The sequence below is a fragment of the Oculatella sp. LEGE 06141 genome (genome assembly GCF_015207605.1).
Classification (GTDB): domain Bacteria; phylum Cyanobacteriota; class Cyanobacteriia; order Elainellales; family Elainellaceae; genus Oculatella.
This window is the reverse complement of sequence record NZ_JADEWO010000010.1, coordinates 78846-105503: the sequence shown is the minus strand read 5'-3', so window position 1 is coordinate 105503 and position 26658 is coordinate 78846. Positions and strand designations below refer to the sequence as shown.

General features: G+C 50.5%; 22 protein-coding genes. 10 read left to right on the top strand and 12 right to left on the bottom strand.

The window, feature by feature from the left end; translation table 11 throughout:
* Positions 1-72 precede the first annotated feature (72 nt).
* Positions 73-1125, bottom strand: a complete 1053-nt coding sequence (locus IQ268_RS09850; protein WP_193877972.1) for a cytochrome c oxidase subunit II — start codon at positions 1123-1125, stop codon at positions 73-75.
* Between the two features lie 687 nt (positions 1126-1812).
* Here IQ268_RS09850 and IQ268_RS09845 point away from each other — a divergent pair.
* The 3 genes from IQ268_RS09845 (at position 1813) to IQ268_RS09835 (ending at position 5035) form a co-directional block, all read left to right on the top strand.
* Positions 1813-2751, top strand: coding sequence for a heme A synthase (locus IQ268_RS09845; RefSeq protein ID WP_193877971.1), 939 nt, complete (start codon positions 1813-1815; stop codon positions 2749-2751).
* Between the two features lie 101 nt (positions 2752-2852).
* Positions 2853-3839: a heme o synthase gene (locus IQ268_RS09840; protein WP_193877969.1), complete on the top strand. Its 987-nt coding sequence runs from the start codon at positions 2853-2855 to the stop codon at positions 3837-3839.
* A gap of 176 nt (positions 3840-4015) precedes the next feature.
* Positions 4016-5035, top strand: a complete 1020-nt coding sequence (locus tag IQ268_RS09835) for an ATP-binding cassette domain-containing protein (protein ID WP_193877967.1) — start codon at positions 4016-4018, stop codon at positions 5033-5035.
* Positions 5036-5203: 168 nt separating this feature from the next.
* Here IQ268_RS09835 and IQ268_RS09830 read toward each other — a convergent pair whose 3' ends face one another.
* The 3 genes from IQ268_RS09830 to IQ268_RS09820 all read right to left on the bottom strand — a co-directional run bounded on the left by IQ268_RS09830 (position 5204) and on the right by IQ268_RS09820 (position 11665).
* Positions 5204-8218: a methyl-accepting chemotaxis protein gene (locus tag IQ268_RS09830; RefSeq protein WP_193877958.1), complete on the bottom strand. Its 3015-nt coding sequence runs from the start codon at positions 8216-8218 to the stop codon at positions 5204-5206.
* A gap of 51 nt (positions 8219-8269) precedes the next feature.
* Positions 8270-9310: an aliphatic sulfonate ABC transporter substrate-binding protein gene (locus IQ268_RS09825; protein ID WP_193877956.1), complete on the bottom strand. Its 1041-nt coding sequence runs from the start codon at positions 9308-9310 to the stop codon at positions 8270-8272.
* A gap of 1299 nt (positions 9311-10609) precedes the next feature.
* Positions 10610-11665, bottom strand: a complete 1056-nt coding sequence (locus tag IQ268_RS09820) for an ABC transporter substrate-binding protein (RefSeq protein WP_193877954.1) — start codon at positions 11663-11665, stop codon at positions 10610-10612.
* A gap of 623 nt (positions 11666-12288) precedes the next feature.
* Here IQ268_RS09820 and IQ268_RS09815 point away from each other — a divergent pair.
* On the top strand, positions 12289-12957 hold the full coding sequence (locus IQ268_RS09815) for an HAD family hydrolase (RefSeq protein ID WP_193877952.1): 669 nt from the start codon (positions 12289-12291) through the stop codon (positions 12955-12957).
* Positions 12958-13073: 116 nt separating this feature from the next.
* Here IQ268_RS09815 and IQ268_RS09810 read toward each other — a convergent pair whose 3' ends face one another.
* Together IQ268_RS09810 and IQ268_RS09805 are read right to left on the bottom strand one after the other, a co-directional pair.
* A complete protein-coding gene (locus IQ268_RS09810) occupies positions 13074-13844 on the bottom strand; it encodes a hypothetical protein (RefSeq protein WP_193877950.1) in 771 nt (256 codons plus the stop codon).
* A 75-nt stretch (positions 13845-13919) separates the two neighbouring features.
* Complete coding sequence (locus IQ268_RS09805; RefSeq protein ID WP_193877948.1) at positions 13920-14117, bottom strand: hypothetical protein; 198 nt, start codon at positions 14115-14117, stop codon at positions 13920-13922.
* A gap of 94 nt (positions 14118-14211) precedes the next feature.
* Here IQ268_RS09805 and IQ268_RS09800 point away from each other — a divergent pair, with 94 nt between their 5' ends.
* The 5 genes from IQ268_RS09800 to IQ268_RS09780 all read left to right on the top strand — a co-directional run bounded on the left by IQ268_RS09800 (position 14212) and on the right by IQ268_RS09780 (position 20404).
* On the top strand, positions 14212-15117 hold the full coding sequence (locus IQ268_RS09800; protein ID WP_193877946.1) for an ABC transporter permease: 906 nt from the start codon (positions 14212-14214) through the stop codon (positions 15115-15117).
* An 89-nt stretch (positions 15118-15206) separates the two neighbouring features.
* Positions 15207-15581: a hypothetical protein gene (locus tag IQ268_RS09795; protein ID WP_193877944.1), complete on the top strand. Its 375-nt coding sequence runs from the start codon at positions 15207-15209 to the stop codon at positions 15579-15581.
* 97 nt (positions 15582-15678) lie between these two features.
* Positions 15679-16272 carry a DUF924 family protein gene (locus tag IQ268_RS09790; RefSeq protein WP_193877942.1) on the top strand — a complete coding sequence of 198 codons (594 nt, stop codon included), beginning with the start codon at positions 15679-15681 and terminating at the stop codon, positions 16270-16272.
* A 20-nt stretch (positions 16273-16292) separates the two neighbouring features.
* The gene (locus tag IQ268_RS09785; protein ID WP_193877940.1) at positions 16293-17039 is read left to right on the top strand and encodes a 4'-phosphopantetheinyl transferase superfamily protein; all 747 of its coding nucleotides are present in this window, start codon (positions 16293-16295) and stop codon (positions 17037-17039) included.
* Between the two features lie 758 nt (positions 17040-17797).
* Positions 17798-20404, top strand: coding sequence for an adenylate/guanylate cyclase domain-containing protein (locus IQ268_RS09780; protein ID WP_193878061.1), 2607 nt, complete (start codon positions 17798-17800; stop codon positions 20402-20404).
* A gap of 13 nt (positions 20405-20417) precedes the next feature.
* On the opposite strand, the gene IQ268_RS09775 is transcribed toward IQ268_RS09780, so the two are convergent.
* Positions 20418-21641 (bottom strand): ROK family transcriptional regulator, encoded by a 1224-nt coding sequence (locus IQ268_RS09775; RefSeq protein ID WP_193877937.1) that lies wholly within the window; start codon positions 21639-21641, stop codon positions 20418-20420.
* 85 nt (positions 21642-21726) lie between these two features.
* On the opposite strand from IQ268_RS09775, the gene IQ268_RS09770 reads away from it, so the two are divergent.
* Positions 21727-22074 carry a hypothetical protein gene (locus tag IQ268_RS09770; protein WP_193877936.1) on the top strand — a complete coding sequence of 116 codons (348 nt, stop codon included), beginning with the start codon at positions 21727-21729 and terminating at the stop codon, positions 22072-22074.
* Here IQ268_RS09770 and IQ268_RS32825 read toward each other — a convergent pair.
* The 5 genes from IQ268_RS32825 to IQ268_RS09750 all read right to left on the bottom strand — a co-directional run bounded on the left by IQ268_RS32825 (position 22036) and on the right by IQ268_RS09750 (position 26520).
* On the bottom strand, positions 22036-22167 hold the full coding sequence (locus IQ268_RS32825; RefSeq protein ID WP_255527166.1) for a hypothetical protein: 132 nt from the start codon (positions 22165-22167) through the stop codon (positions 22036-22038). The two genes, IQ268_RS09770 and IQ268_RS32825, sit on opposite strands and share 39 nt — an antisense overlap.
* 100 nt (positions 22168-22267) lie before the next feature.
* Positions 22268-23587 (bottom strand): glycosyltransferase family 4 protein, encoded by a 1320-nt coding sequence (locus IQ268_RS09765; RefSeq protein ID WP_193877934.1) that lies wholly within the window; start codon positions 23585-23587, stop codon positions 22268-22270.
* A gap of 11 nt (positions 23588-23598) precedes the next feature.
* Positions 23599-24507, bottom strand: a complete 909-nt coding sequence (locus tag IQ268_RS09760; protein ID WP_193877932.1) for a glycosyltransferase family 2 protein — start codon at positions 24505-24507, stop codon at positions 23599-23601.
* A gap of 46 nt (positions 24508-24553) precedes the next feature.
* A complete protein-coding gene (locus IQ268_RS09755) occupies positions 24554-24715 on the bottom strand; it encodes a hypothetical protein (protein ID WP_193877930.1) in 162 nt (53 codons plus the stop codon).
* Positions 24712-26520, bottom strand: coding sequence for an ABC transporter ATP-binding protein (locus IQ268_RS09750; RefSeq protein WP_193877928.1), 1809 nt, complete (start codon positions 26518-26520; stop codon positions 24712-24714). Before IQ268_RS09750 ends, IQ268_RS09755 begins: the two co-directional genes overlap by 4 nt.
* Positions 26521-26658 lie beyond the last annotated feature (138 nt).

Sequence of the window (26658 nt, the reverse complement as noted above, 5' to 3'; positions counted from 1 at the left end):
GAGACTGTCGGTACAAAGACTATTTGGGCAAAGACTACCAGCCTTGCGCTGGTACAGGCACCAATCGGTAGATCAGGCAGCGGGAGAGAGTGCGTTAACCACCTGTGCGGTGCGATCGCTGCTCACCGCAGGGTGGGAGTGAAGCTGTTGCAACACAGTACGGTCAACATCGCTGATCCCCATCTCCTCAACGAAGGGCTTGAGGAAGTCTCCGTCTGTGCGGTCTGCCGAGTTAACCGCTACGGTTTGGGTAGAATCGTCGATCGCCGCAATCTGCTCTTGAATCCAATTGGAAAAGTCCTCTTCAGATTCAACAAACATTTTGGTGTTCATTGCTCCGTGGTAGGGGCCGCACAACTCGGCGCAGACGACAGGATATTCACCCACTTTGCGCGGTGCAAACCGCAACTCGACATCTCGTCCTGGAATTGCGTCTTGCTTCAGGCGCAGATCGGGCAACCAAAAAGCGTGTAAAACATCCTGTGCCTTAATGTTGAGCTGCACCTCCTGATTCACCGGGACATGGAGTTCGCCAGAGGTGATGCCGCTGTCAGGGTAGGTAAAGATCCAGGCATACTGAAGCCCCATCACATCCACATTGACATCCGCCATTTTTCCCTCATCTTCAGGAAACGCGCCAATGCCAACGGCGAGATGGACATGGTTGTGAGCTGGCTTTGCTTTGCTGGCATCAATTAGCGGGGTTGCCAGTTCTTCCCCAGGCAGCATGGCAATTTGGGTGACACCAGGGTCATTTGCCGCCTGGGGATCAAACCCGCCCATTTGTTTATAAATATCGAAGCTGTAAACTCCAATCACCAGCACGATGACGGCTGGAATGGCTGTCCATACAATCTCTAGCGGAATGTTGCCATGGATCGGAGGGCCGTCAGTGTTATCTCCTTGGCGGCGGCGGAACCGGATAACCGAAAAGACCAGGACACCCTGTACCAATAGGAAAATGCCCATCGAAACAGTCATCATGGCATCGAATAGCCCATCTACCAGGTCTGCTTCGTTGGAAGCAGCGGGAGGCAGTAGTCCGTGGTTTTTTCCATACCACAGGCTGATCAGCGTGAGGGCAATACCAGCCAGCAAGGTGAGAATATTACTTGGAATTTTCACAGCGCGTTAAGGGTCGTCTGTAACATTTTGTTCCGCAAACAGAATAACTTGACTGGCAAAGAAACGGTTGAGCTTCCTCCGTCAAGGGATTGGAACTGAGCTGATGCCTCGACGCGGTTCCACTAGCGCTAATCTACAGCCACTATCCCACCGCAGATTAGGTACGGTTAGGTACGGGGTGATGGGACGAGATAGCCGTTTGATTTTGGGAAATTCATCGTTAGCTTTTACTTCATTTGCGAATTAAATGAGGCTTCAGCAAGGTTATAAATGCTAACCTTCCATTTCAATTCAATCCATCTACTAAGTTAGAGCAAGGTTCGAACTTTTGACAGGATTCAAACCCGAATTACTGGTTATCTTTAGGCTTTTCTTTTGTTTTTCTTTGGGATCTGAGAAGGCTGAAGTATCGGCAAATACTAGAATGGTTGAGAATGTGATGTTTGTGAACGTTTGTTAATTATTGCTAAAGAAATGCTCAAAGCCGACCACTAATGGCTAGCCATTCATTTCTTAACAACAATCCAAAAAAATCTCTAAAGCTTGGCCAGTTCTGAGCTGGCATCACTACAGTAATAACTAGAGCCGATATCAGGTTCTACTAAAGTTATTAATCAGGATTGAATTAACTTTGGTGTGCAACTGTTTCAACGTATCAAGGTTCGACCTATCCAGGAGGGGCAGCTCATGACAGATTCTGTTTTGCATCCAGAAGCGGCAGCCTCTTCCCATTCATCGCTGGTGACAGGGGCTATTTCACCCGGCGATCGCGTCCGTCGTTTGATCTGGAAGCTGGCGATCGCCACTCTGCTGTTGATGGCGATCGGCAGCGCTACACGCGTTATGGATGCTGGCTTAGCCTGTCCCGACTGGCCGCTTTGCTATGGCACGCTGTTTCCCAGGCAGCAAATGAACCTGCAAGTGTTTTTGGAGTGGTTTCATCGGTTAGATGCTGCCCTGATTGGTCTGATGTCGATCGGACTGTGCGCTCTAACCTGGTGGCATCGTCGCGAGTTGCCAGGGTGGCTTCCCTGGTTGTCTACCTTTGCCCTGGGGCTGATTGTGTTTCAAGGCGTGCTAGGCGGGTTGACGGTGACAGAGATGCTGCGATTTGACATTGTGACAGCCCATTTGGGAACAGCCCTGCTGTTTTTTACCACCCTGCTCGTTATGGGCGTTGCGCTGTTACCCTATGAGGGCGGTACTGGAAATGCAAGCAAGCTATCCTGGCTGGGTCTTACGGCAGCCATCCTGGTTTATCTGCAAAGCTTATCGGGTGGGCTGGTTGGCTCACGCTGGGCGCTGCATCAGTGTTTGTCGTCCTCACAGCTTTGCAGTGTCATGAATAGCCATCTGTGGGGCATTGCGCCTGCTACTCTCTCGATTTTGGTGTTAATGCTTGCCACCAAGCGTACCCCAGCGCTGCATTCTGCCCTGAGACAGTTAATTTCTGCGGCGGGTCTTTTGCTATTACTCCAAATTACGCTTGGCATTGCGACCTTTCACCTTCACCTACAAGTAGAGCCGCTGACGGTGGCGCATCAGTTGATTGGCGCATCTCTGCTGGGAACGCTGGTGTGTTTTACGGTTCTGTCCTGGCGCGATCGCTCCCTCTCAGCCACGTGAATCATCAGGGCGAAACGGATTCAGCTTCCTTTTTTTGCCCCTTCCTCTTTTTTTGCCTTGAGTCCCCCCATGCCTGACGAACTTCAGGAATAAAAAAACGAATGAATGAGACAACCTGGACCAATGCTTCCCGCCACCACCAGACTATTTGGCAGGTGCTTCAGAGTTATTGGCAACTGACCAAGCCTCGCATCATTATTTTGTTGTTGATTACAACGGCTGGCAGTATGTGGATTGCTGCGGAAGGGCAGGTCGATCCCTTTTTACTGCTGGTAACCGTGTTGAGTGGGGCACTGGCTGCTGCGTCGGCCAACACAATTAACTGTCTTTACGATCGCGACATTGATTACGAAATGGAACGCACCCGGCACCGTCCGTTGCCGTCGGGTCGGATTCAGCCACGAGATGCGTTGCTGTTTGCGATCGTCCTGGCTATTACATCGTTCACCCTGCTAACAGTTTTTGCCAACCTGCTGAGCGCGTTGCTTGCTATGTCTGGCATCGCCACCTATGTGGTGGTGTACACCCATTGGCTAAAGCGACACAGCACTCAAAATATTGTGATTGGTGGTGCGGCAGGAGCCATTCCGCCGCTGGTTGGCTGGGCGGCAGTGACGGGCGAACTGAGCTGGGCCGCCTGGATCTTCTTCGCCATTGTCTTTTTCTGGACACCGCCTCATTTTTGGGCGCTAGCCATGATGATTCGTGAAGATTATGCCAAGGTGGGCGTGCCCATGCTGCCTGTTGTGAAGGGTGAAGTATCCACCGCCCGCCAAATTTGGGTCTACACGCTGCTGCTGATCCCGATTACGTTGCTGTTGGTGTATCCATTGCATGTGTTGGGAGCGGTTTACATGGCTGTGGCATTGCTGCTGGGCGGTGTGTTTGTTGCCAAAGCCTGGGCATTGCTGCGATCGCCCCAGGATTTGCAGATTGCGAAATCGCTGTTCAAGTATTCCATTCTTTACATGATGCTGTTATGTGCGGGAATGGCTGTGGACAGCCTACCGATGACGCACCAGGCCATGAATACGTTGGCCGCCAGCCTTGAGACGTTGGTGAGTACCGTTTCAACAACTGGATTTTAGCCGTTGGTGAAGGGTAGGCGAACGGCAACGGATGGGTAGCGATCCGTTGCCAGAGGGCAATCGGTAGTGCGCGGCATTTGTTTTGAGTTTCAAATGGACGTTGGTTCCATTCTTCAAAACGATCGCCTCACTACTAAAATTAAAAGTGATTGCCCATCCTAACCATAAAGAGCGCTATGGCTCCTGCTGTTTTAATTGAAACGCTGCAAAAACGATACGGCACCGTTGAAGCCGTTAAGAAGGTTTCTCTCAGGGTTGAATCGGGAGAAATTTTTGGTCTCTTGGGGCCAAACGGAGCCGGAAAGACAACGACGCTTCGCTGTCTGTGTACGCTAGCCACTCCAGATGCGGGCACCATTGAAGTCTCTGGGGTGTCGGTTCTCGACAACCCTCGCGTTGCGCGGCAGCTTTTGGGCTATGTTGCTCAAGAGGTGGCTCTGGATAAGGTGTTAACCGGACGGGAACTGCTGGAACTTCAGGCCGCGTTGTATCACTTGCCGCGTGCGATCGCCAAAGAGCGCATTGAGCAAATGATTGCGCTGCTCGGTTTAACTGAGTGGGCCGATCAGCGCACTGGAACCTATTCGGGCGGCATTCGCAAGCGGCTAGATCTGGCCGCAGGACTGTTGCACAAACCTGATGTGCTGGTGCTGGATGAACCAACGGTTGGGCTGGACATTGAAAGCCGCACGGCGATCTGGCAATTTTTGCGGCAGTTGCGCGATGGTGGCACCACCGTATTGATGACCAGCCATTATTTAGAAGAAGTCGATGCGCTGGCCGATCGCGTTGCCATTATCGATCAGGGTGTCGTCATTGCGACAGGAACTCCGTCTGAGTTAAAAGACCGGGTGGGGGGCGATCGCGTTACGCTCCGCATTCGGGAATTTACCCCACCGCAGGAAGCGGAAAGCGCCAAAACAATGCTGAATGATCTGCCGTTTGTGCAGGAGGTCATCATCAACGAAGCCCAAGGCAATTCATTGAACTTGGTTGTTGATCCCCAGAGCGACGCATTGATCACGATTCAGCAAGCGCTCAAGGAAGCGGGTATCCCCACCTTTGGCATTTCTCAGGCCCGTCCTAGTTTGGATGATGTTTACCTGGCAGCAACGGGTAAAACGCTGTTAGATGCCGACCTGGCGGCGGCGGGAATGCGCGATCCCAAAAAAGAACGAAAGCAAAATATGCGTTAAAACGGAGCCGGGTAGAGCGCGGTAAATCCGGTCTGGATGGTAACGTGCGAGGGTGCGGCAAATAAATTAGCAAAGGGTAGGCTGATCGTTAAGACCATAGCCCACCCTGACCGGGATATCCTGCAGTCGTCCCTACATTTCTCAGGCTTGAGAAAGAGTGGTGCAGGGCTATACCTTGAACTGGCTCACTTCTGCTTGCAGGTTTTGTGCCACCTTGCGTAATTCCTCAAACGATGCAGATACCTGGCTGGCTTCTACAGAGGTATCGTTGGCGATCGCAGCAATGTCTTTCATCGTTTCAGTCACCGTTTCAGACATCTGAGACTGCACCACGGTTGACTGCACAATTGATGCAACCACTTCATTGATTTGACGGCTCACGGCTGTGATCTTGTTCAGGCTTTGACGAGACTCACTCACTAGCTGAGTCCCAGTTTCGACTCGCTGGCTACCTGCCGCCATCGTGGTGACCACTTCCCTGGTTTCGGTTTGAATATTGGTAATGAGTGTGCGAATCTCTTGCGCGGCCTGTGCCGATTGCCCTGCCAGCTTCCGCACTTCCAGGGCAATGGTGGCAAAACCCTTGCCGTATTCCCCGGCCCTGGCAGCCTCAACCGAAGAGTTGAGCGACAGGATATTAGTTTGTGCCGCAAATCGGTTAATCAGTTCTACAACCTTGGAGATCTGCTCAGACGATTCGCTCAAGTGCTGCGCCTTCTCTACCGTTTCGGACACGACCGCTTGAATCGCTTGAATCTCCTGCACCGTGCGATCCATTGCCGCATCCCCTTCATTCACTACTTGCTCTGCCTGGTACACAGCAGCTTCTGCTTTTTGAGCATCGAACGCTACGTTTTGTACAACCTGCTGCAATTGCTCAATTTGGTGGAGCGCTTTTTTAATGCCTTCCGCCTGCCGTGCCGCTTCTTCACGCAGATCGTGTACCGAGATCTCATTGGTTTCTGTAGAGGCGACAACCTGCTCTGCGGCAGTTTGCACTTGAAGAATAATCTTCCTCAAGCTCTCAACCGTAGAGTTATAGGAGCTGGCGATCGTACCAATTTCATCGGCTGTGACCTGTGCCCGAATGGTCAAGTCTCCTTCACTGATGGGGTTAATTTCCTGAACCAGTCGGATCACTCGCTGTTGTAGCTTTTCCTTGAGCTGTCGCTGCTCTTCGGCCAGTTTCTCTGTGGTTTCCAGCAGCTCAACTCGATAAAGAGACAGGCCAATCTCGATCGCTAGCTGTTGCAGGAAGTTAACCTCATACTCCTGCCAGTCGTGAGGCTCTGCATAATGAGCCGTTAACACACCAAACAGGCGATCGCCACAGAATAGCGGTGCCAACAAGCTAGATTTTGCGGTTCGATATTCAAGTTGTTTTCGCAGCACCGGAGGGAATCCAGGAGCAGCCACATCGCTGATGGGGACAACCTGCCGCTGTGTCAAACGTTTGAGCAATGATTCCGGGATTTGAAAGTCCTTCAGTTTGCTGTTTGATGTGCGGGGCAAATCAGGTGCAATGGCTTCTGAGATAATACTGCCGTTCCAGTCTGCGTCAAACTGATAAAGCATGACGTAATCCAGATCAAATAGCTCGCGTGTGCCCTGAACCGCCTGCTTGAAAATGGTATTTAGATCAGGAGTACGCAGGGCGTTAGACCCTTTTGCCAGCGCTAGCAACCGTTCCCGTTCCGACTCAAGCGTTTGGGTTGTAATATAAGTTTGAATTTGGTTTGCCATGCGGTTGATGTTGCTACCCAGCACAGCAATTTCGTCACGGCCTCTAACATTTACCCGTGCATCCAGTTCACCCTGACCAATTTGGTCTACTGTTTTAGCGGCGGCAATCAATGGACGGGTGGCACGGTTAGCAATGACAGCAGCGATCGCACCGAGCAACAAAGCCGTAATCAGTGTTCCAACCGACAGCGTTAAAATCAACATGCGCTGCGGTGCAAACACCGTTGCAGTCGGCTCGTAAATTAGAACCCCCCAGTCGAGATACAACCCTTCTACACGAGCGATCGGGGCATAGCTCAGCAGATATTCCTGGTTGTCTTTTTGAGAAACGTCAATGGTGGTTGTGGCAACCCCAGTATTCCGCAACGCCGCATACTTCGGGAAGATACTCAGCATTTCGGTACCCAGGTCTTCACCGCTGGATACAACCACCCGATTTTCTTTGAGAAATACTGAACCGCCTGCCTGCACTGGATTACCGTCGATCGTTACAGCATTCCCCTGAGCTTTGATTCGGGTTGGGGCAACTTCTTGCTGGGTGCCGGCCTCGGTGGTTTCAAAGTAAGCCGCACTGTGATCCACAATTTGGTATTGGGGCAACCCTCTGACGCTGCCGCTCCCACCTTTATGCAGCAAATTGATTAAATTTTCCCGGATCAATTCAGAAAAACTCTCAACTGATGTCTGGCTGTAAATAATTGATGACAGTTGGGATGCGTCATCCAAAGCGGGTGCTGCAACAAAAAAGGACGGGGTTTGGCTGATGAGCGATTCCTGCAACAGAATGGCGGCTGGACGTAATGTGCCTCTCGTTTGCAAAAAGTAAGCTGCGTTTACCACTTCAAATGGTTTTGCATTTGGCGTATTTAAGCCATCAGGAATCTCGGTTTTGGTGGTTCTAAGCGGTGTGTTGTTTTGTTCCAGGTAAACAAATTTGCCGTCAGGTGTTGCTACTCCAATTTGTTCATATGACAAATCCCGCTTTGTGAAGCTGTCAAAGTAAGTAATCAAATCCTCTGCGGATGTGGCCTCACGGGTAGCAGAGCGGACAATGATCGGTGAACTTGCAATGGTTTCAGCGTCGTGCAAGCGATTTTGAATCAGCGCACTCAACTGTATCCCAATGTTGACTGCTAGCTTTTGGCGATCTTCTAGTGTTTCTCTAACAATAATTTCATTCGCCGAATAGGTTGCAATTCCACCGACAACCAGTACTGGTACTACTCCAAGCGTGATAGCCAGTGCTGTTACTTTGGTCTTAACGCTAATCGATCGCCATGCATCAATGAATCGATCTCTGACGGACGGCGCTTCTGTGGATTGTTCCACTCCCTCCAAATTAAACGCTTCAACCAATTGCGGTTCTTGAGTGTGCCTAAATACTGCAACGCCATTGTTACTAGTGGATTCAGGGTTGGGTTCCAAACGGTTTCGAGGCATAAATTTCGAGGCATGAATGTAATTGAAATGCGATAGGGTAAATCGTTAACCCTAGTTCAAAGCCATGACAAATTGTGGGTCGATCAGGTTAGACAGATCCGGGAGCGTTTCAATTTGGTTCTGGTCTTGCAAAAACTCGGCCAGCGCAGTTAACGGTTTGAGCAAATAGAGATCGCTTTCAGGATTGCCCAACATTTCCTGATTGGTTGCGAGATCCGGTAAGTTAACTCCTTCGAGCTGAGTTGCTAAGTCCTGTGGAGTCATCTCAAGACGTTTGGCCGCGATCGCCAATGCTTCGCCTTCATTCGACTGCAAAAAATCTAAGGCGCTAAAGATACTGCGAACAAAACCCTGAACGGCTTCTGGATGCGTTTGGATAAAGTCAGTGCTAAAGGCATACACATCGGCGATCGCCGTTGGCATCTTGGACGAGTCATAGATGATGCGTCCGTTTTTCTGAACAGCCAGAGCGCTATCAATATAAGGAGGGTAAGAATAGGCAATTTCAACGTTTCCAGCTTCAAAGGCCGCTGCCCCCGCTTCAGGAGTGGTATCAACAATAGTGACATCCTGTTCTCTCATTCCCACTTCTGCCAAAATTTGTAGCAGAAAGAAGTGACCCACCCCCCCTCGTTGAACCGCAATTCGCTTCCCTTTAAAGTCCTCAATACTGGAAATACTTCCCTGCGCCAGTATGGCATCTGCTCCCGATGACGTATCCATAACCGCCACAATTCGGTAGTCTGTTCCTTGCGCTGCCAGTGCAACAACTTCCGAAGTCACCGGAGCAACAGCCTGTAATTGCCCCACTGAGAAGGCCGGAAAACTTTCCGCAACGGTGCCAAATGTTCTCACGGTCAGGTTGAGTCCTTCATCCCGGAAAAAGTTTTTTTCCTCAGCAATGTAGAGTGCTGTATTACCAATCCAGGATGTTACCGCAATAGTGGCAGGGGTTAGGTTTGTGGAATTGGTCGCAGACGAACTTTGAGGTAGTTTGCTACAAGCGTGCAACCCCGCCGTTCCTACTGCCCCAGCCATAAACCAGAGAGCCTGACGACGAGTCCAACGATGGTGAGATGGAAAGTAACTCATTGGTTTTTCTCAAAATTCAATACAACACAGTTGAATCACGCAAGTGCATAGCGCCAGCCTGCCTATTCCAGCGGCTAGTTGAGGAACCGTTTCTTCTCGCTCTGCAAATGTTGCATCTCCATCTCAACAAGGCTATTTTCCAAAGCAATCTAGCTGCTTCAGCTCTTTTGACAAGTCACTCAACATTGTGGGAATACATCGAAACTGTTAAGTAGACTATCTCCCTGAGCAAAATAGTCCTTTGAGGATTGAGATTCACCTGAAATTTGGAAAGCAAATGATGTGCTGCATCAGCTCCTGATGGCCAACTGATTGGAAACTCTGATGAGCCGTTCGAGTTGCATTCAGCCCCGTTAAAGCATCCTACGATCTACAGATAACAGACCTTCGCTGAACGTCACTGAATTAAGGCTGGTGGACGGTGCCTATCCTATGGGATGCTAGGCATTCGGCCATCCACATGCTTATGTCAGCGCCATTTAAGCGTTAGATGTTTCGTTAAAGGGGGGCTGACTCGTAAACACCGCTGAGCTGATGGCACAAGAGCACGATTCCAACGCTACTTGTAGCACCTTTAATGACAAGGATTAACTAACAGTTTGAGCCAACAAAAGATACCTATGCCAAGAACAATGAATAATACTCAAAGACACTGATGCGGTAGATACATTACTTTGGGCACACAGTTATTTGTGTCCAAAGATGCCGTTTACACAACGCCGGGTAGATACAAGCTTTATATAGCTAATACTGCTTTATTACGAACTACACCCTGCTCGACGCTAGAATCATGAAGCTTAGAAGCTGTATGAGTTCTTCGCTTGAGCTAAATAAAGCTTTACTGCTGTATACCTTATCCTACTTTTATGTCGAATCTGGCAACTAGATGACCCACAAATTAACTAAAACTTTATATTGTTTAACCCGTATTAAAAAAGAATTGAGCAGGTTTAACGAGGTATCTAATTATACCTCTTTGATTTCAATGATCTGTATGAAGACGGCTATGAACGGTTGCCCCAATCTATCTGGAGCGATCGCTCACCAGCACGCTGAGGCGGGAGCAACCATACTATTCCTGCTCCATCACAGATCAAATGGGCTTTTTGCCTGAGCCTACTCGCAGCGATCGCAGGGATTAGAAACGGGCGATCGCCGCTGGGAACGCTAACCCTGCTCAACCATTTGCCAGGGTCTGGACGGTATTTACATGATGAGCAAAGCAGGTAATGACCCGTGCGAAACCGTCACGGATCAATACCTGCTTCAATGACGCGACACAACGATTTTGGCTGGCAGCTACCCGTTGGTTTGCAGGGCATTGACAAACTGAGGGTCAATTACATTGGACAAATCCGGCGTGGATTCAATTTGTCCTTGAGCTTCAAGAAACTCAGCCATGTCATTCATCGAATTCAACATGTAAAGCTCGTTGCTGGAATTACCTAGCATCTCTACATTCGCTGCTAAGTCAGGGATTTGAATGCCCTGTAGCTGCCCATCCAGTTCTTCAGGCGTAATTCCCAACTGTTTCGCCATGATGGCTAACCCTTCATCGCGGTTACTCTCCAAAAATTCCAGTCCTTTGATGTTTCCTTCTACAAAGGCGGCAACCGCTTGCGGGCTGGACTGAATAAACTGGTTGCTGAATACATAGAAGTCGGCGATCGCCGTTGGCATTTCTTTGGTGCTGTAAATTGTGCGCCCATCCTTTTGCGCCTCGTTCGCCTGATCGCTGTAGGGTGAGTACGAGTAGGCAATCTCAATGCTTCCCGTTTGGTAAGCAGCAGCGGCAGCATCAGGAGGCGTATTCACTAATTCAACATCCTTTTCACTTAACCCGGCTTCTGCTAATACTTGCAGCACAAAGAAGTGACCAATACCGCCTAACTCAACCCCAATTTTCTTCCCTCTAAAATCCGCAATGCTCTGAATGCTGTTGCGGGCTAAAAGTACATCTGCCCCCAAGGAAGTGTCTGCTACCATGACAACGCGGTGATCGGCACCGTTGGCCGCTAACGAAACCACTTCAGAGGTGACAGGTGCAATTGCGCTGAGTTGCCCTGCTGTAAACGCTGGAAAGGCTTGTGCTACCGTTTGAAAAACCCTGATATCGAGAGTTAGCCCTAATTCTTGAAAGAAGCCTTTTTCTTGAGCAATGTAGAGCGGCGTATTGCCAATCCAGGTGGTAATGCCGATGGAGGCGGACATATTGCCGGGGGTGCCTGGGGAGGCTGCCGTTGAAGCTGTTTCAGCCGTCTGAGCGCAGCTATGCAACCCTATGCCAGCGATCGTTCCACCTAGCATCCATAGAGCCTGTCGGCGCGTCCAGCGGGGGGTGTTTGGGAAGTTCATTGGTAGCTCTCTCGGATATCGTTTGAAACTCATACGTTACAGCTTTTGTAGTAAGTTACAGCTCCAAGGCTAAGGTTTCGCTTTGGTTGCAAGCCTACTGCCCTGGTAGACGAGAGTACACCCTTGGGAAAAGTTGACACGCACAACCACACTGTGCCGCATCGTCAAAATATCATTCCAATTAGGAGTCTATCTCATAAAGAAATACAGTCAAGTAACTGATTCGTCGATCAATAGCAGAACTCATGACGGATGTACTGCCGCCCGAATTGCTGCTAGTGTTAAAAATAATACATGTAGTCCTGCTACCCATTCACAGGAAATCCCATCAGGAAAGTATTGGTAGTAGGTTGCCAAATAAGTACGTCCACTAACAGTAATAGGGCTTAAGATTGGATTCAATCTCGAATTTGTAGTGCTGCGATCGCCCGACATGATCAAAGGGGCATTGATCTGTTTTCAGTTAGGTATCGCAGTCGAATTCGAGCGTTTGGATAATTGAAGTCTGGCTTCACTGCCCTCATCCATCTGCCCTCATCACTCGTTGCAGTCTACTCTGATGGACTGATGAACAAATTCATTCTCTGCGCCACTATCGAAGCATGTTTTGCAGAGAGGGCTGAATGAAACTAGAGGGTGTCATTTTAGATATTGATGGAACGCTGGTTCTCAGCAACGATGCCCATGCTCAAGCCTGGGTCGAGGCGTTTGCTGCGTCTGGATATGATGTGCCGTTTGAGCGGGTGCGACCGCTGATTGGCATGGGCGGCGATCAGGTTATTCCTAAACTGGTGCCCGGATTAAACAAAGACGAAGGCGATGGCAAAGCCGTTTCAGAGCGGCGCAAGGAATTAGTTTTGCAAAAGTTTGGGCCGCACTTTGTGCCTACCAATGGAGCGCGAGATCTGGTCTTGAAACTGCAAGAGGCTGGGCTGCATTTGATTGTGGCGAGTTCGGCCACCAATCAAGAGCTAGAGCTATTACTTAAGGTGGCTAAGGTGGATAATTTGCTCCACGAAACTACGACCTCTAGTGATGCGGCGGCATCGAAACCTGAACCCGACATCGTAGTCGCAGCTCTAAACAAAAGCAATATGGCTGCTGAGAACGTTGTAATGTTGGGGGATGCTCCCTACGATATTGAGGCGGCAGCTAGGGCTGGTGTTCAGGTCATTGCACTGCGGTGCGGTGGATTTGATGACGAGCGGTTGGCAGGGGCGATCGCCATCTACAACGATCCTGCCGATTTGCTACAGCACTACGACCAATCGCCTCTGGCTCAAACCGCCTGAGACCGGGGCAGGTCAATCGAGGGGATCAAACCAGACGACTGACCTTTCCTGCACAATCCTGCACAACTGTTCATCCGCCCAACAGATGAGCCATCTCTAAAAACAAGACGCAAGACTTAAGCAGTCTTGAAAAACCGAATGATCTCACGCACATGGTCGAGAAACTGTCCGTCGGTGGTGAGTTGAGAAATGGCCTGTTGGGCTTCACGCGAGAGGCGACCGTGTTCTGCGTGGTTTGTGGCTCGAAAGGTTTCGTGAGCTGCGGCCAGATCGGTCAAGTCATGGCGCATTGCTTCTAGCTGACGCTGTTGCATCGCTACCCAAGAGGTTGGATTTTCAGCGTTGAGCTGTTCTTCCACTTGTTTAACGGTGGTTTCTAGCAAAACTACCCGTTCGCGCAGCTCAACTACATCCTGGCGCGGATATTGGAACTGCTGTCGAATCATGGCAATGCGAGCCGCAAAATAGTTGTAAGCTCTGACGGCTGGACGCAACCCAGTGAGCAACAAAGCGGCTGCCGAACTGATGTAGCCCACAGGGCTAACTCCCGCCCATGCCAGTCCATACAGACTCGCCGCCGATACCAGATGCAGAGCCAGCACGATTCGCAGCGATCGCCGTGCCACCATTTCAATATATTGAACTTTCGTTTCCTCGATTGGAATACCAGCCTCGGTTGATAATCCCGCCTCTGCTAACGCCTGCTTTGCGTCGAAGTAGATCGTCCAGGGAACAGTAACCACCACCATCAGCCAGCCAAAGCTTGCCGCACCCACCACCCAGTCCAAGAAATTGCCTGTTGGAATCTGTAACCACTGCAACACCGCAAACACCAGCAGCAACACGCACGCCAACACCACGCTGAACAGAGAATAACTGATTAACATAACCGCACCAACGCTTTATCCTTAAATTTGATTTGATGGCCAATACCTGCGCCAAAGCACCCGACCGCAAGCAGCTTACAGTCGGCATTGAACGTCCAAGCGTTTAACTGGGGTCGCCAGGTCTAATGTCACGATTATGTTTCCTGAAATCGCTACAACAGTAGAGCCTGTGCCAGTTGCAGAGGTTTCATAGTGCTGAATGCTGCTGTTCCATTCTGGCGATCGCATCAAATGCGCTAGTCTAGAGACAAAACCGTATTTTGATAGTGGCATCTCACAATTCGTCTGAATTGGCTGCTCAAATCGGCTCAATTAGAGATTAAGTAAGAAACACGATTACTGAGAGTTACTGAGAGGACGTTTTCAGATGAGTCAGACGATAACCCCACCTCCAGCCGATCTGAACGAGTCCCAGCTTCAATCCGCTGAAGGGTCAGTGGCGATCGCGCCTGCTCCCGGTTTGTGGTCGGGTGAATTTCTGCAAGAAACCCTGGCTCTCACTCGTCGATTGTTTATTCAGCTTCAGCGTCGCCCTTCCACCTTGGTTGCTGGCATCGTCCAGCCGTTGATGTGGCTGGTGTTGTTTGGAGCGCTGTTCCAAAACGTACCGCAGGGCTTGTTTGGTGAGAGTGCCAACTATGGTCAATTTTTGGGCGCAGGTATCATTGTCTTCACCGCGTTTGGTGGGGCGCTCAATGCTGGTTTGCCAGTCATGTTCGACCGTGAGTTTGGGTTTTTAAACCGGCTGCTGGTCGCGCCGTTAGCGTCTCGGTTCTCGATTGTGCTGGCCTCTGCCATTTTTATTGCAACGCTGAGCATGGTGCAAACGGCGGCCATTATTTCCCTGAGTGCGTTCTTAGGGGCAGGATTACCCAATTTGTTGGGGTTGGGGTTAGTGGTAGCGATCGTACTCATGCTGGTACTGGGTGTAACGGCGCTCAGTTTGGGGTTGGCGTTTGCCCTTCCCGGCCACATTGAGCTAATCGCCGTTATTTTTGTCATTAACCTGCCGTTGTTGTTTGCCAGCACCGCTCTGGCTCCGCTGGAATTTATGCCGCAGTGGTTGCAGGTGGTCGCCAGTTTGAACCCGCTAAGCTATGCAATCGAACCCATTCGCTATCTCTACATTCATGGTGATTGGTCATTCGGTAGCGTGGTGATGCAGGCTCCCTTTGCCAACATTAGCCTGGGAACCGCGTTGCTGGTGTTGTTGGTGTTCGATGCGATCGCCCTATTCAGCATTCGGTCGTTGTTGCGTCGCTCGTTTACCTGAATCGCAACGGCAGGCTGGGAGCAATTTCAGTTCTGCTTCCGTCTTAGGAAAAGCGTCTAATCCTTACAGAAATTGCATTGAGAATGCTTATGAAAACCACCATCCAACCGTTACTAATTGCCGCTGCTTTGATGATTGCTGGGTTAGCTGTACCCTTGCTGGGTACAGCGGCAGGTGCCCAAACGACTCTTGATCCCCTGGAAGGCTTGCAGGGCGATCGCAGCTCCGACCCGTTTTCAACCCGGGGAAGCAATCAAATGAACAGCATGTTTGATTTAATTCACCAGGCCAACTTTGGTGGGCTTCGTACCGGGCCAGAGTTTACTCAGGAGCAGCAGCGCCAAATTGGTGATGCCGCCGCAGATTTTCGCCAACGGCAGCGCAACGAATACTTGCAGCAAAACAGACCGCAAACGGTTCAACCCGATTTTGTTCGGCCAGTTTACACTCCCAACCCTAACTAACCTGAATTGAACTGAGGCGTTAATTTGAAGATATCTTGAAGTCCGCGTTAAGCGGACTTTGTTTTAGATCGATACGCTGTTGTTGCACGAAAGGCCGATGCTGCACTCAGACACTATTGCCGAGATTTTGACATTCTGGTTTGGCGATCCCCAGTCGGAAGAGCGGAGCTACAACCACCGTCGCAAACTTTGGTTTGGCAAAAATCCAGAGTTCGATCAAACGATTCGCGATCGCTTCCTGGAAACCTACACTCAAGCTGCTGCCGCCGAGTTCAACGATTGGACGGAAACGCCGTCCGGCTGTCTGGCGCTCATTTTGTTGCTCGATCAGTTTCCACGCAATCTGTTTCGGGGAACGCCCCAGGCTTTTGCAACCGATCCGCATGCGTTGGCAACGGCACAGGATGCGATCGCCAGACGCGTTGATCAGGCGCTAGAACCGCTGCAACGGATATTTGTTTATCTGCCGTTTGAACACAGCGAAAACCTGGAACACCAGCAGCAATCGGTGGCGCTGGCGCAACAGTTGCAGGCTGTGGCACCAGAACTGACCGACATCCTCGACTATGCCTACCGCCACCAGGCGGTAATTGAACGATTTGGGCGCTTCCCACACCGCAATTCAATCTTGGGACGAGACTCTACGCCCGCAGAAATTGAGTTCCTGAAACAGCCCGGATCGTCCTTTTAGCAGAAATTTGAAAGCGCAGGATGACCGATTTCGATTCCGCTGCTCCACTAGAGTGGCTTCCAGCATCAACCCCTCTATTGCTTGATGACCATGAGGTGCATCTATGGCGAGCCAATTTAGATGCGACAACCGACTACCTGAAGCTGGCGCAGACCCTTTCAGACGACGAGCAGCGCCGTGCTGAACGGTTTCGCTTCGAGCATTTACAGCGTCATTTTGTCGTGGGTCGTGGGGGGTTGCGATCGCTCCTGGGGGCTTATCTCAACTTGCCGCCCGAGACACTAGAGTTTTGCTATGGAACGCACGGCAAACCAGCGTTAACCCCCGCATGTAATCCCATCAATCTTCAGTTCAATGTCAGCCATTCCCAGGGATTAGCGCTGTACGCCGTAACGCGCGATCGCCCAGTTGGAGTGGACTTAGAGTACATTCGGGCGATCGACCATTTAGACCAATTGACGCAACGCTTCTTCTCAGCTCAGGAACACGCCAGCATTGGCACGCTGCCGCCCGACCAGCAACAAACTGCGTTCTTTCGTCACTGGGTGTGCAAAGAAGCCTACCTCAAAGCCACCGGCACCGGATTAGGGCAGTTGTCCCACATCGAAATTTCGTTTGCCTCTGGCAAGGCCGTCTTACGGGATGAAACCATGCCCCGAACCGCATCCCGCTGGTCGATTTTAGAATTTATGCTGACCGACGAATATACCGCCGCCCTTGCTGTTAACGGCACCCACTGGCGGTTAAGGTGCTGGCAATTCTCTTAGTTTTATTGTGGCAAGGCTTGTTATCCCAGAAGAGAGCAGATAGAGTTTTACCAGTGAGCCACGTGGGGATATAAGAATCAAAGGGAAAGAAGGTTCAAACCCGGTTCGTTCCAGGGAAATGGGCAGAATCCCATTCACAAAAGAGTTGCAAAAGAGTCCAACTGAACTGCTCTTGGTTGCAATTGGTTGAGACAGTGAACGAACCGCCCAACTGCGATCGCCCTCTTACATTAGGTGAGGCATGATGATGGTGGGCAACGTTTAGAAGACGGTTTAAAAGGGCTGATTGTCACTTGCACCGATCCCTAAATCCCTGACTTTGGGGCGTTTTGAAACAGAGATGGCTTGAAATTCTCCGTCCTGGGAGCATTAGGGAACGAATGCAGTCCATTTGCTACTTTTCAAACGTCTTCTTAGAGAAAGTCAGTTTGTTTGGGAACCATAAGCGTGTTTAGCATGTTACTCCCTGATCAAACATTGTCAAACCATCCTCGTAATGGCTAGTCGCTAAGGGTGACGAGCTGTGCGTTTATAGAGTTGAGATTCAGGTTTGGGCTATTTTGGATTTTAGAAGCGCCTTCTCTAAATAGATCCCTATGTCAGCTTCCCCCTCACATCTGCCTGATCGAAATTCTGCCCCTGCGATGTCGTCTATCCCTGGTGACTCTGTGCTGAGGGCGCAGGCCGAAACGGTTGTTCAGACAGACAACGTGATCGAGATCCCAACGCACCGGATGGAAGCAGAGTCAACACTGATCATGAGTGATGTCATTGATATTACACTTCATACGCAAGATAAGCCGGAAACACGGCCTGATGCAGGAAACGAACCGACGGTGTCGTCTGGCGACCATCGCATCGTTCCAGCGGCGACCAGCGCTTTATCGCAAGGCTCCTTTTCATCCTTTCTGGCTCCCCTGACTCAAGATACCTTTAAGCAGGTTGTAACAGACGTTGAGTCGAAGCTGCGCGTGGTGAACCAAACGCTGTCGATGCTCGACAACGTGCTGGGATCGCAGAGCTTTGATGCAATTTTAGATGAAATGTTGCGATCGATTACCCTCAAAACCGGGGAGTTGCTCAATGCCGATCGCACCACTATCTTTCTGCTCGATGAAGACCGCGACGAACTCTGGTCGATTGTTGCCAAGGACGAAAACGGAAAAAACCTGGAAATGCGGTTCCCAAAAACTGTGGGGATCGCAGGTGAAGTAGCTACCACCAAACAGGTGGTCAATATTCCCTTCGATTTTTATAACGACTCTCGCTCCAAAGCCGCGCAAGAGTTTGACAAAAAGAACCACTACCGTACCTACACCATGCTGGCCATGCCCCTGGTGAATGAGAAGCAGGAACTGGTGGCTGTGGTGCAATTGATTAATAAGCTAAAACCCATTTACAATCCCCATGCCGCGTTAGACGAAAAAATTGATCTTCATGGCTTCACCACCGAGGATGAGACGCTGTTTAAGCAGTTTGAACCCTCCATTCGCTTAATTCTGGAATCGTCTCGCTCTTTCTATAAGGCAACCCAGCAGCAACGAGCCGCCTCGGCCTTGATGAAGGCAACCAAAGCCCTGAGCCAGAGCAGCCTCGATTTAGAGGAAACGTTGAGCAAGGTGATGGAAGAGGCAAAAGAGTTGATGAAGGCCGATCGCAGCACCCTATGGCTGTTGGATCGCGATCGCCAGCAGCTCTGGACAAAGCTTCCCATTAACGGCACGCTGCAAGAAATTCGAATTCCAATGGGGGCAGGGTTTGCGGGGCAGGTGGCAACCTCGGGGGAAGCCGTACTGATTCCATTTGATTTATACGATCAGCCGAATGCGGATACGGCGAAAGAAACCGACAAACGCACGGGCTATCGGACGTGCAGCATGTTGTGTATGCCCGTGTTTAATGCCGATGGTGAGTTAATTGGCGTGACCCAGCTCATCAACAAAAAGCGGCAGGGAGATCATGCTCCTTACAATCCGGAAAACTACCCCAACGCGCCCGACTGCTGGAAGGCCAGTTTCAACTGGAGCGACCAGGAGTTTATGAAAGCGTTTAACATTCAAGCGGGTGTGGCGCTGCAAAATGCCAAACTGTTTGCCACGGTGAAGCAGCAGGAACAGATGCAGCGAGACATTTTGCGATCGCTTTCCAATGCCGTTCTCTCCACCAATAAAGAAGGCGTCATCATTGCCGCGAACGAAAGCGCTAAAGCCGTGTTGGGCATTGACAACCACGAACGGTTGGAGGGCAAGCGAATTACAGAGGTCGTCAATATCAAGGAAGGCGATTTTTCGAGCTGGTTTGGCAACGCCCTCAAGGGAACCGACGATCGCTCTCGTCAGCAGTATTATCCCGACCAGACCTTACTGCCAACCGTGGGTGGCGATCAGCATAGCGTTCACCTGTCGATTAACTCGATCGCAGATGTGCAAGACAGCAGCAACGTTTACGGCGCGCTGGTGGTGATGGATGATATCAGCCAGGAAAAGCGGCTGAAAAGCACCATGTATCGCTACATGACGCAGGAATTGGCAGAGCAGCTCATTAATAGCGATGATGTGAACTTGGGCGGTAAGCGCCTCGAAGTGTCGGTGCTGTTTTCAGATATCCGCAGCTACACCAACCTGACCGAAAACATGGAGGCCGAGGATGTGGTTGACATGTTGAATGATTATTTTGAGGTCATGGTGGATGCCGTGTTTGCCCACAAGGGCACGCTCGACAAATACATTGGCGATGCCATTATGGCTGTGTTTGGCTCGCCGCTGCCTTTAGCCGACCACAGTTGGATGGCAGTCAAAACAGCGATCGAAATGCGGCATCGGCTCGATCGGTTTAACCGCTCCCGGCCAGAGCATCACCAGATCAAGATCGGCATTGGCATCAACTCAGACTATGTAATTAGTGGCAACATCGGTTCCAGTAAGCGGATGGAATTTACCGCGATTGGGGATGGGGTTAACTTAGGCGCTCGGTTAGAAGGAGCCAGCAAATTTTACGGTTGCGATATTATCCTGAGCGAGTACACCTATCACCCCTGTAGCGATCGCATTTGGGCCAGAGAGCTAGACCGGATTCGCGTCAAAGGCAAGACTAAACCTGTGGGCATTTACGAACTGGTCGGGTTGCAGTCTGAACCGATTCCGGAGCAGAAACAGCGAACGATCGATTTGTATCATCAAGGGCGAGAGTATTACCTCAACCGCAAATTTACCAAGGCATTAACTGCGTTTGGCACCCTCTTAGAGGATGTCGATCATCACGACAAAGCCGCCAGCCTGCACCTTAAGCGCTGCCAGTACTGGCTGAGCAACCCTCCCAGCGATCAGGATTGGGACGATGGCGTTTGGACGTTAACCGAAAAATAGAGCGCTAGTGCCCTTACCGTTGCAGCAACACCAGATCGGGCACTTGAAACAGCGACTGATAGGCCAGGACGGCTCCTCCGATCGCCGCTGAATCTTCGCCGAATTCTGAGATTTCAAACCGAGACTTGGCGTTGCTAAAAAAGCCGTACACTCCCGTTCCGGGGACACAGTCGCGCAACATGGCATCTAGCGGCTCTTTGACGTAGGGCAACAGCACCGTGAGCTGACCACCCAACACCACCCGCTCTGGATTGAGGATGTTGACTAAACTGGTCAATCCCCAGCCCAAAAACTTAGCCCACTCCTGAACAACGGCATGGGCGATCGCATCCCCAGCCTGGAGTTTACTGACTAAGAGTGCCAGATCTGCCGCCTCACCGCTCTGCTGCTGATACCGCTTGAGCAGTCCGGCTTTTTCCACCAAGGGTCCCAGCTTACCCGGCTCATCCCCGTCGGTGCGATCGCCGTTGGGATCAACAATCAGTTCACAGACCTCGCTGGCAGTGCCATAAGCCCCTCGGTACACCCGGTTATCAATCACAATTCCGCCACCAACGCCCGTGTCTAGCAAAAGATAAAGCAGACTGCTGCATTCGATGGCGCTACCCAGATACACCTCTGCCAGAGCCGCTGCATTGGCATCATTATCAACAAACAGCGGCAGATCAATCAGGCTTTCTAAATGGCTACGCAGGTCAATCTCTTGCCAGTTTAATAGGGGCGCACGCACCACTACCCCGTCTAGATTGAGCGTACCCGGAACAGTAAGCCCCACACCGCGCAGACGGTCGGTGTTGAGCGGATTAGCCTGCTGCACCTGCTGAATGAGCGTTACCAGAGAACGAATCACCGTTTCAGGGGTGCGGTTGTCTCCTATCGACGTTTGAATACGGTTAACCACCTGGGCTGCCAGATTCAGTTCGACAACGGTTAGCGTTTCAGCCCCGATCGCCGCTCCAATAAAGAATGCGCCTTCAGGATTGAGAGCCAACCCCACGCCTGGACGACCACCGTTTTGTCCTGTGATTGTTTCGCCCCCTTCTCGAACCAATCCTTTGTCGATCAGTTCTGCTGTAATTACGGTAATGGTGGAACGAGTTAACCCTGTTTGACGCGCAATTTCTGCCCTGGGTAGGTGGGGGGTGCGCCGCAGCACGCTGAGAATTCGGGCATAGTTAATCTGTTTCAGCAGACTGGCATCGGTGACGGGCATTCGTCGGGTTCGGTTTGTTTTCATAACGAACTATTGCACCCCGGGTTTGTTCTAATTACAAACTATCATACATAGTTTGTTTTTGAAACAAACAATATAAGGTGGAAGCATGGGAAAACAAACGGAGTCTGTTATGCGATCGAATCAAACCTATCTCGACCACAGCCACCTGGAACGAAGTTACGTTCAATCGGCGGCATCCACGAAGCTCAGTATTTGGCCTAACTTGAAGCAAGTCTGGCAACGACTCAGCCATTGGTGGGACGGTAACAACGAGCCTGAGATTTACGAAATCTTCTGCCCATCCGGTGTCGTTTTTTGGGAAGTGAATGATCAGTTCAACAATGAACGCTACCAGTTTGATACAGAAGACCAGGTTCTTACCTGGTTGGAAAATCGGCATCGTCAACCGTCACGTTTAGAAGGTTGGGGTAACGACTGGACGGTGAATGGTTAACCAGGGCGATCGCACCGGATTCAGTACCCGTTTGGTGCGATCGTGGGTGATCAAATTACGTTCGGCAATAGGGGCGAAAGCGTTGAGGGGCATTGCACTGCAATGCCCCTTTAGTATTGGCTGGTTGATGTGGGTCGATTGATGCTGACCGCTGGATAGTCTTACCGCGCCATAGTCTTACCGTGCCATAGTCTTACCGGGGCGAGACGGGCGAGGGTAAGGATGGTGAAACCTCAACTGTCAGCGGTTGCGGTTCCTGGCCGAGCAGTTTCTCAAACAGGGTACGGTAGCGATAAGCCTGCAAATCCAGGTAAAACTCCTGCTCTGCTTTTTCCCGTGCCCGACGGGCTAATTTTTGGTGACGATCGCTATCCTCTAAGACCCAGGCAATGCCTCTTGCCAAATCATCCACTTCAAACGGTTTGGCTAAATATCCGTTTTGCTGATGTTCCACAATGTCCTTTAGCCCGGTGTCGTCAAAGGCAACCACGGGAGTTGCACAGGCGATCGCCTCTGACCCGGTTTGACCAAATGCCTCTTGAATCGACGGCACCACCATAACATCGGCTGCCGAGTAAACAACCGCCAGGGAAATATCGTCCTTGAGGCGACCGAGATAATGCGCTTTGAAGCCTAAATCGATTGGGGTTTCGGGTGCGGATGCACCAAACACGACCAGCTCAATTTTTTCGCGCCATTCGGTTTGTCCCAGTTTTTGTAGAGCTGGCTGGAGCAAATGAAAGCCTTTGCGGCGATCTTTGGTGGCTTCGATCGCGCCAAACAGCACCAATAACTTGTCTTGCGGGAAGTTGAGAATTTCGCGGGCTGCTTTTTTGTCGATCGGCTTGAATGCTTGTGTATCAAGACAAAACGGGATGACTTCAATCTGGTGATTCTTCAATAGCGAACTAGAACGGGCACAGTCGGCTAACCAGTGGGTGGGTGATACAAGGGTAAGGTTTACGTCTTTCCAGGCGTTTACTTTGCGAGTCCAGACCTTGCGTGATAGGTCATGCTCTTTGGTGCTACGCAGACTCGGACAAGCGCCACAGGATTGCATGTAGCGATCGCAGGTATCGCTGTAATGGCAGCCACCTGTGAATGCCCACATATCCATCAGTGTCCAGACAATGGGTTTGTTGAACTTGGCGATCGTCTCAATTTGCAGATAACCATCGCTAACCCAGTGCAGGTTGATGACATCGGGATTAATATGAGCCACCTTTGGCGCTAGACCATCTGGAAACCACTGGAGGGAAAACTTACCCGAAGCAACGGCTGGGTTGCTGTGGCGATAGGGCTTGAGGGGTCTGCTATTCAGGTCTGCTCTCAGCCTGGCGACTCCTTTTTCTAGAAACGTTTTGGGAGCCATGACGGTTGGATCAGGACTCGATTTACCGCGAACCAGCATTTGCGAGTTAACGCCAATGTGTCGTAACCCTTGATGAACCCGATAGGCCGCACGAGCCGCACCACCATCAATATCAAATGTGCTGAGATGTAACACTTTCATAGAGGCTCTCACTAACCAAAAGTACGTTTAATTTTTTGCCGGACTCGCGTCTGTAGCGTTGCATGGAATAAGGTATTTTGCGAAAACTGGTCGGCTTTAACCTGCCGCACAATAAAGGGCGGGTGCTGGAGCGGAAACTGAACGGCTTCGGTGGGAATGTTGGCGTACAGGCTTTGTTTGCTGGTTGCTTTGGTGTGAGATGCCTCGACCCCAAACCCAATATTGGAGATTAAGTTGACGTTGGGCAACGCCGTGAGGCCGCTATTGACCCAGCAGGCAAACATCCAGCGGTATGCCCAACTGTTGATGTGACCGTCGTGGGTGGCTTGAAAGATTTTCGTCCAATATTTGACTGCACGTGGGTCGATCAGGATGTCATTGAGATAGTGGTTTTCTGACATGGCAGGCCACAGTTTCATCTCAAAGTCGAAGTGTTTCCAGGCTCGCCGCCAGCTTGCCCAGCCCCAGCAGTGGCAATAGCGGGAAAAGTAGTAGCTGTAGGGGGTGTGCTTTTGCCCAAACTGGATGTTTTGCCCCGAAATCGCCATGATACGTTCATCGTCGGCGTAACGATCGAGCAACTCTTGGCAAAATTGAAAAAAACTGGGATGGGGCACGCAGTCATCTTCCAGGATGATTGCAGTTTCCACCTGAGCAAAAACCCAATCTAAGCCGCTGGCTACCCGTTTGGCGCAACCCAAATTGAGATCGGAGTAATTCTTAAAGACCTGGCAATCCCAATCGACTTGCTCCACCACCGCACGGGCATTAGCGCATTTTTCGGCTTCATGGGGGCGATCGCTGCGAGGGCCGTCTGCAATGACAAACAGTTGTTGGGGCTGCATACTGCGAATCACATCAAACACCCGCTGGGTGGTATCCGGGCGATTGAACATGAGCAATACAATGGGCGTTCGCATGATCGCAATACTCTCTCTTGGTGCGGTTCGTAATGCTGGGGGCTTCTTACACAGGGCTGAAGCGGCAACCCTGAGCCGTCTTTAATAAACTCCACGCTGACGGATCATTATTCCTGTCCAGTTGCATGTCATCAGGGTGAAACCAGGGAGCGTTCAATGCTGTGGTCTGTCGGGGGGGCGATCGCCCTGGCATACCTTTTTGCGTCAACCGATCGCCTGTTCCTCTAAAACAACTTGCTCATAGCTACCCGACTTCACAATTCGACCGTGCTGCATTTGATAGACACAATCGCAATGTTGAACTGTTGAGAGTCGGTGCGCGATGATGATGACAGTTTTGGTACCGCTCAGTGACTTAATTGCTTCAGTGACAAGGCTTTCCGTCTCATTATCGAGCGCGGCGGTTGCTTCATCTAAAACCAAAATTTCTCGCTCGTGATACAGCGCTCTGGCAATGCCAACTCGCTGACGCTGGCCGCCCGAGAACCGGACACCCCGCTCGCCGACCATGGTTTTAACCCCATCTGGCAGTTGCTCAATTAAGTCATTAAGCTGTGCTGCATGAATCGCTTTATGTAAGCGTTCATAATCAATTTGATGATCTGGAACCCCAAAGGCGATATTGCGCTCCACCGTGTCATCCATCAAAAAGATAGATTGAGGAATATAACCGACCAGGTTCTGCCAGGCTCGCAGGTCATCGTAAACCGAGGTACCATCTACCTGAATATCGCCGCTATCGGGAATGAGTAATCCTAAAATCAGATCCACTAGCGTTGTTTTACCCGCTCCAGATTTACCAATTAGCGCGATCGATTCTCCCTTGCGGATTGTCATGGAGATACCGCGCAGAGCCGGATCTGAAGTGTTGGGATAGCTGTAGGTTAGTTGGTCTAAAACAATGTCTCGATGGAAGCGAATAGAGGAATGGCTAGACCGTGACCCGTTCGTAATTGATCCATTAGACCTGGGTTGCAACTCATGAGTTCTCAATGTTTCTTGCTCTTCCAGCTCTTTGAGGTCAACGTAGAGTTTGTTCAATGTATAGCTAGAGTTGCGAAGGACACTAACCGCAGACACCAGTTGGCTGACCGATGGCATCAGGCGAATCGATGCCATTGCAAAGATACCCAGCGTTGATGTGATGCTCTCGCCATCTTCATTGAGTAGGGCAATGGAAGTAAAGCCGACCAGGAAGGTGATTAAAAGAGCCTCAATGGAAATTCTAGGCAGCGTTTTGAAGGCGCTAAATTTCGTTGCCACCTCGGCGTGGCGTTTAGCTTGTTCATCTAGCTGTTCTTCAAAGTAGGCTTCGCAGCCAACCACACGGGTTTCTTTCAATCCGCCTAAACTGTGGTTGATAACGCGAATCATCTCGCTGCCCGCTTTGGAGGCTTCCATCCCCCATGCGGCAATTTTGTTTCTGGCGTAGTAATACGGCAAGAAAACAAGGAGCAAAATTCCAAGAATGGTAGCGGTGGCAGTTAAGTCAGTCTTTAGCAGCAGAATCAAGAGAAAACAAAGGACGGCAATGTTAGCGGCGACGTTTAAGAGAGGATTGACAACGCCATAGCAAAACCGCATTGTTTCGGAGGTAATCGTGTTAACTAGGTCGGCGCTGTTGCGATGAAGATGAAAGGTGTATGGAACACTTAAATAGGAATGCAGTAACCTAACACGCAGTTCACGCTGTTGATTGTAGCTGAACTTATGAATGAATTCTTGAACGTTGAAATATAGAAACGACTTAACGTAGAAGACGATGACGATAATCAACCCGATCAGCGAAATGAATTGATTGGTGGAGCTAAATCCAATCCATGTATAAATTTGAGACAGTAGCGAGTTGGTTTGAATCGTATCGGGAGCTGTAGCAAGGGCAATGAACGGGCCAACTAAGCCGATGCCAAATGTGTCCAGAGTGGACGTTAATAGAAACAAAGCCAGTAACACGAATAGCTTGTTCTTTTGATCGGCAAGGATGTAGAGGAACCGTGATAGATAACTTACCATGCTGCTAATAACTCTCTGTGGTTAGGTCAGAATCTGCTGTAACGTGTTCGAGCTACTGTTAGTTTATGGAGTGGAGCGGTCAAATCAGAACGTTCTTAAATGAATTCGCCTGCTTTTTATATCTTGAACCTGAATATG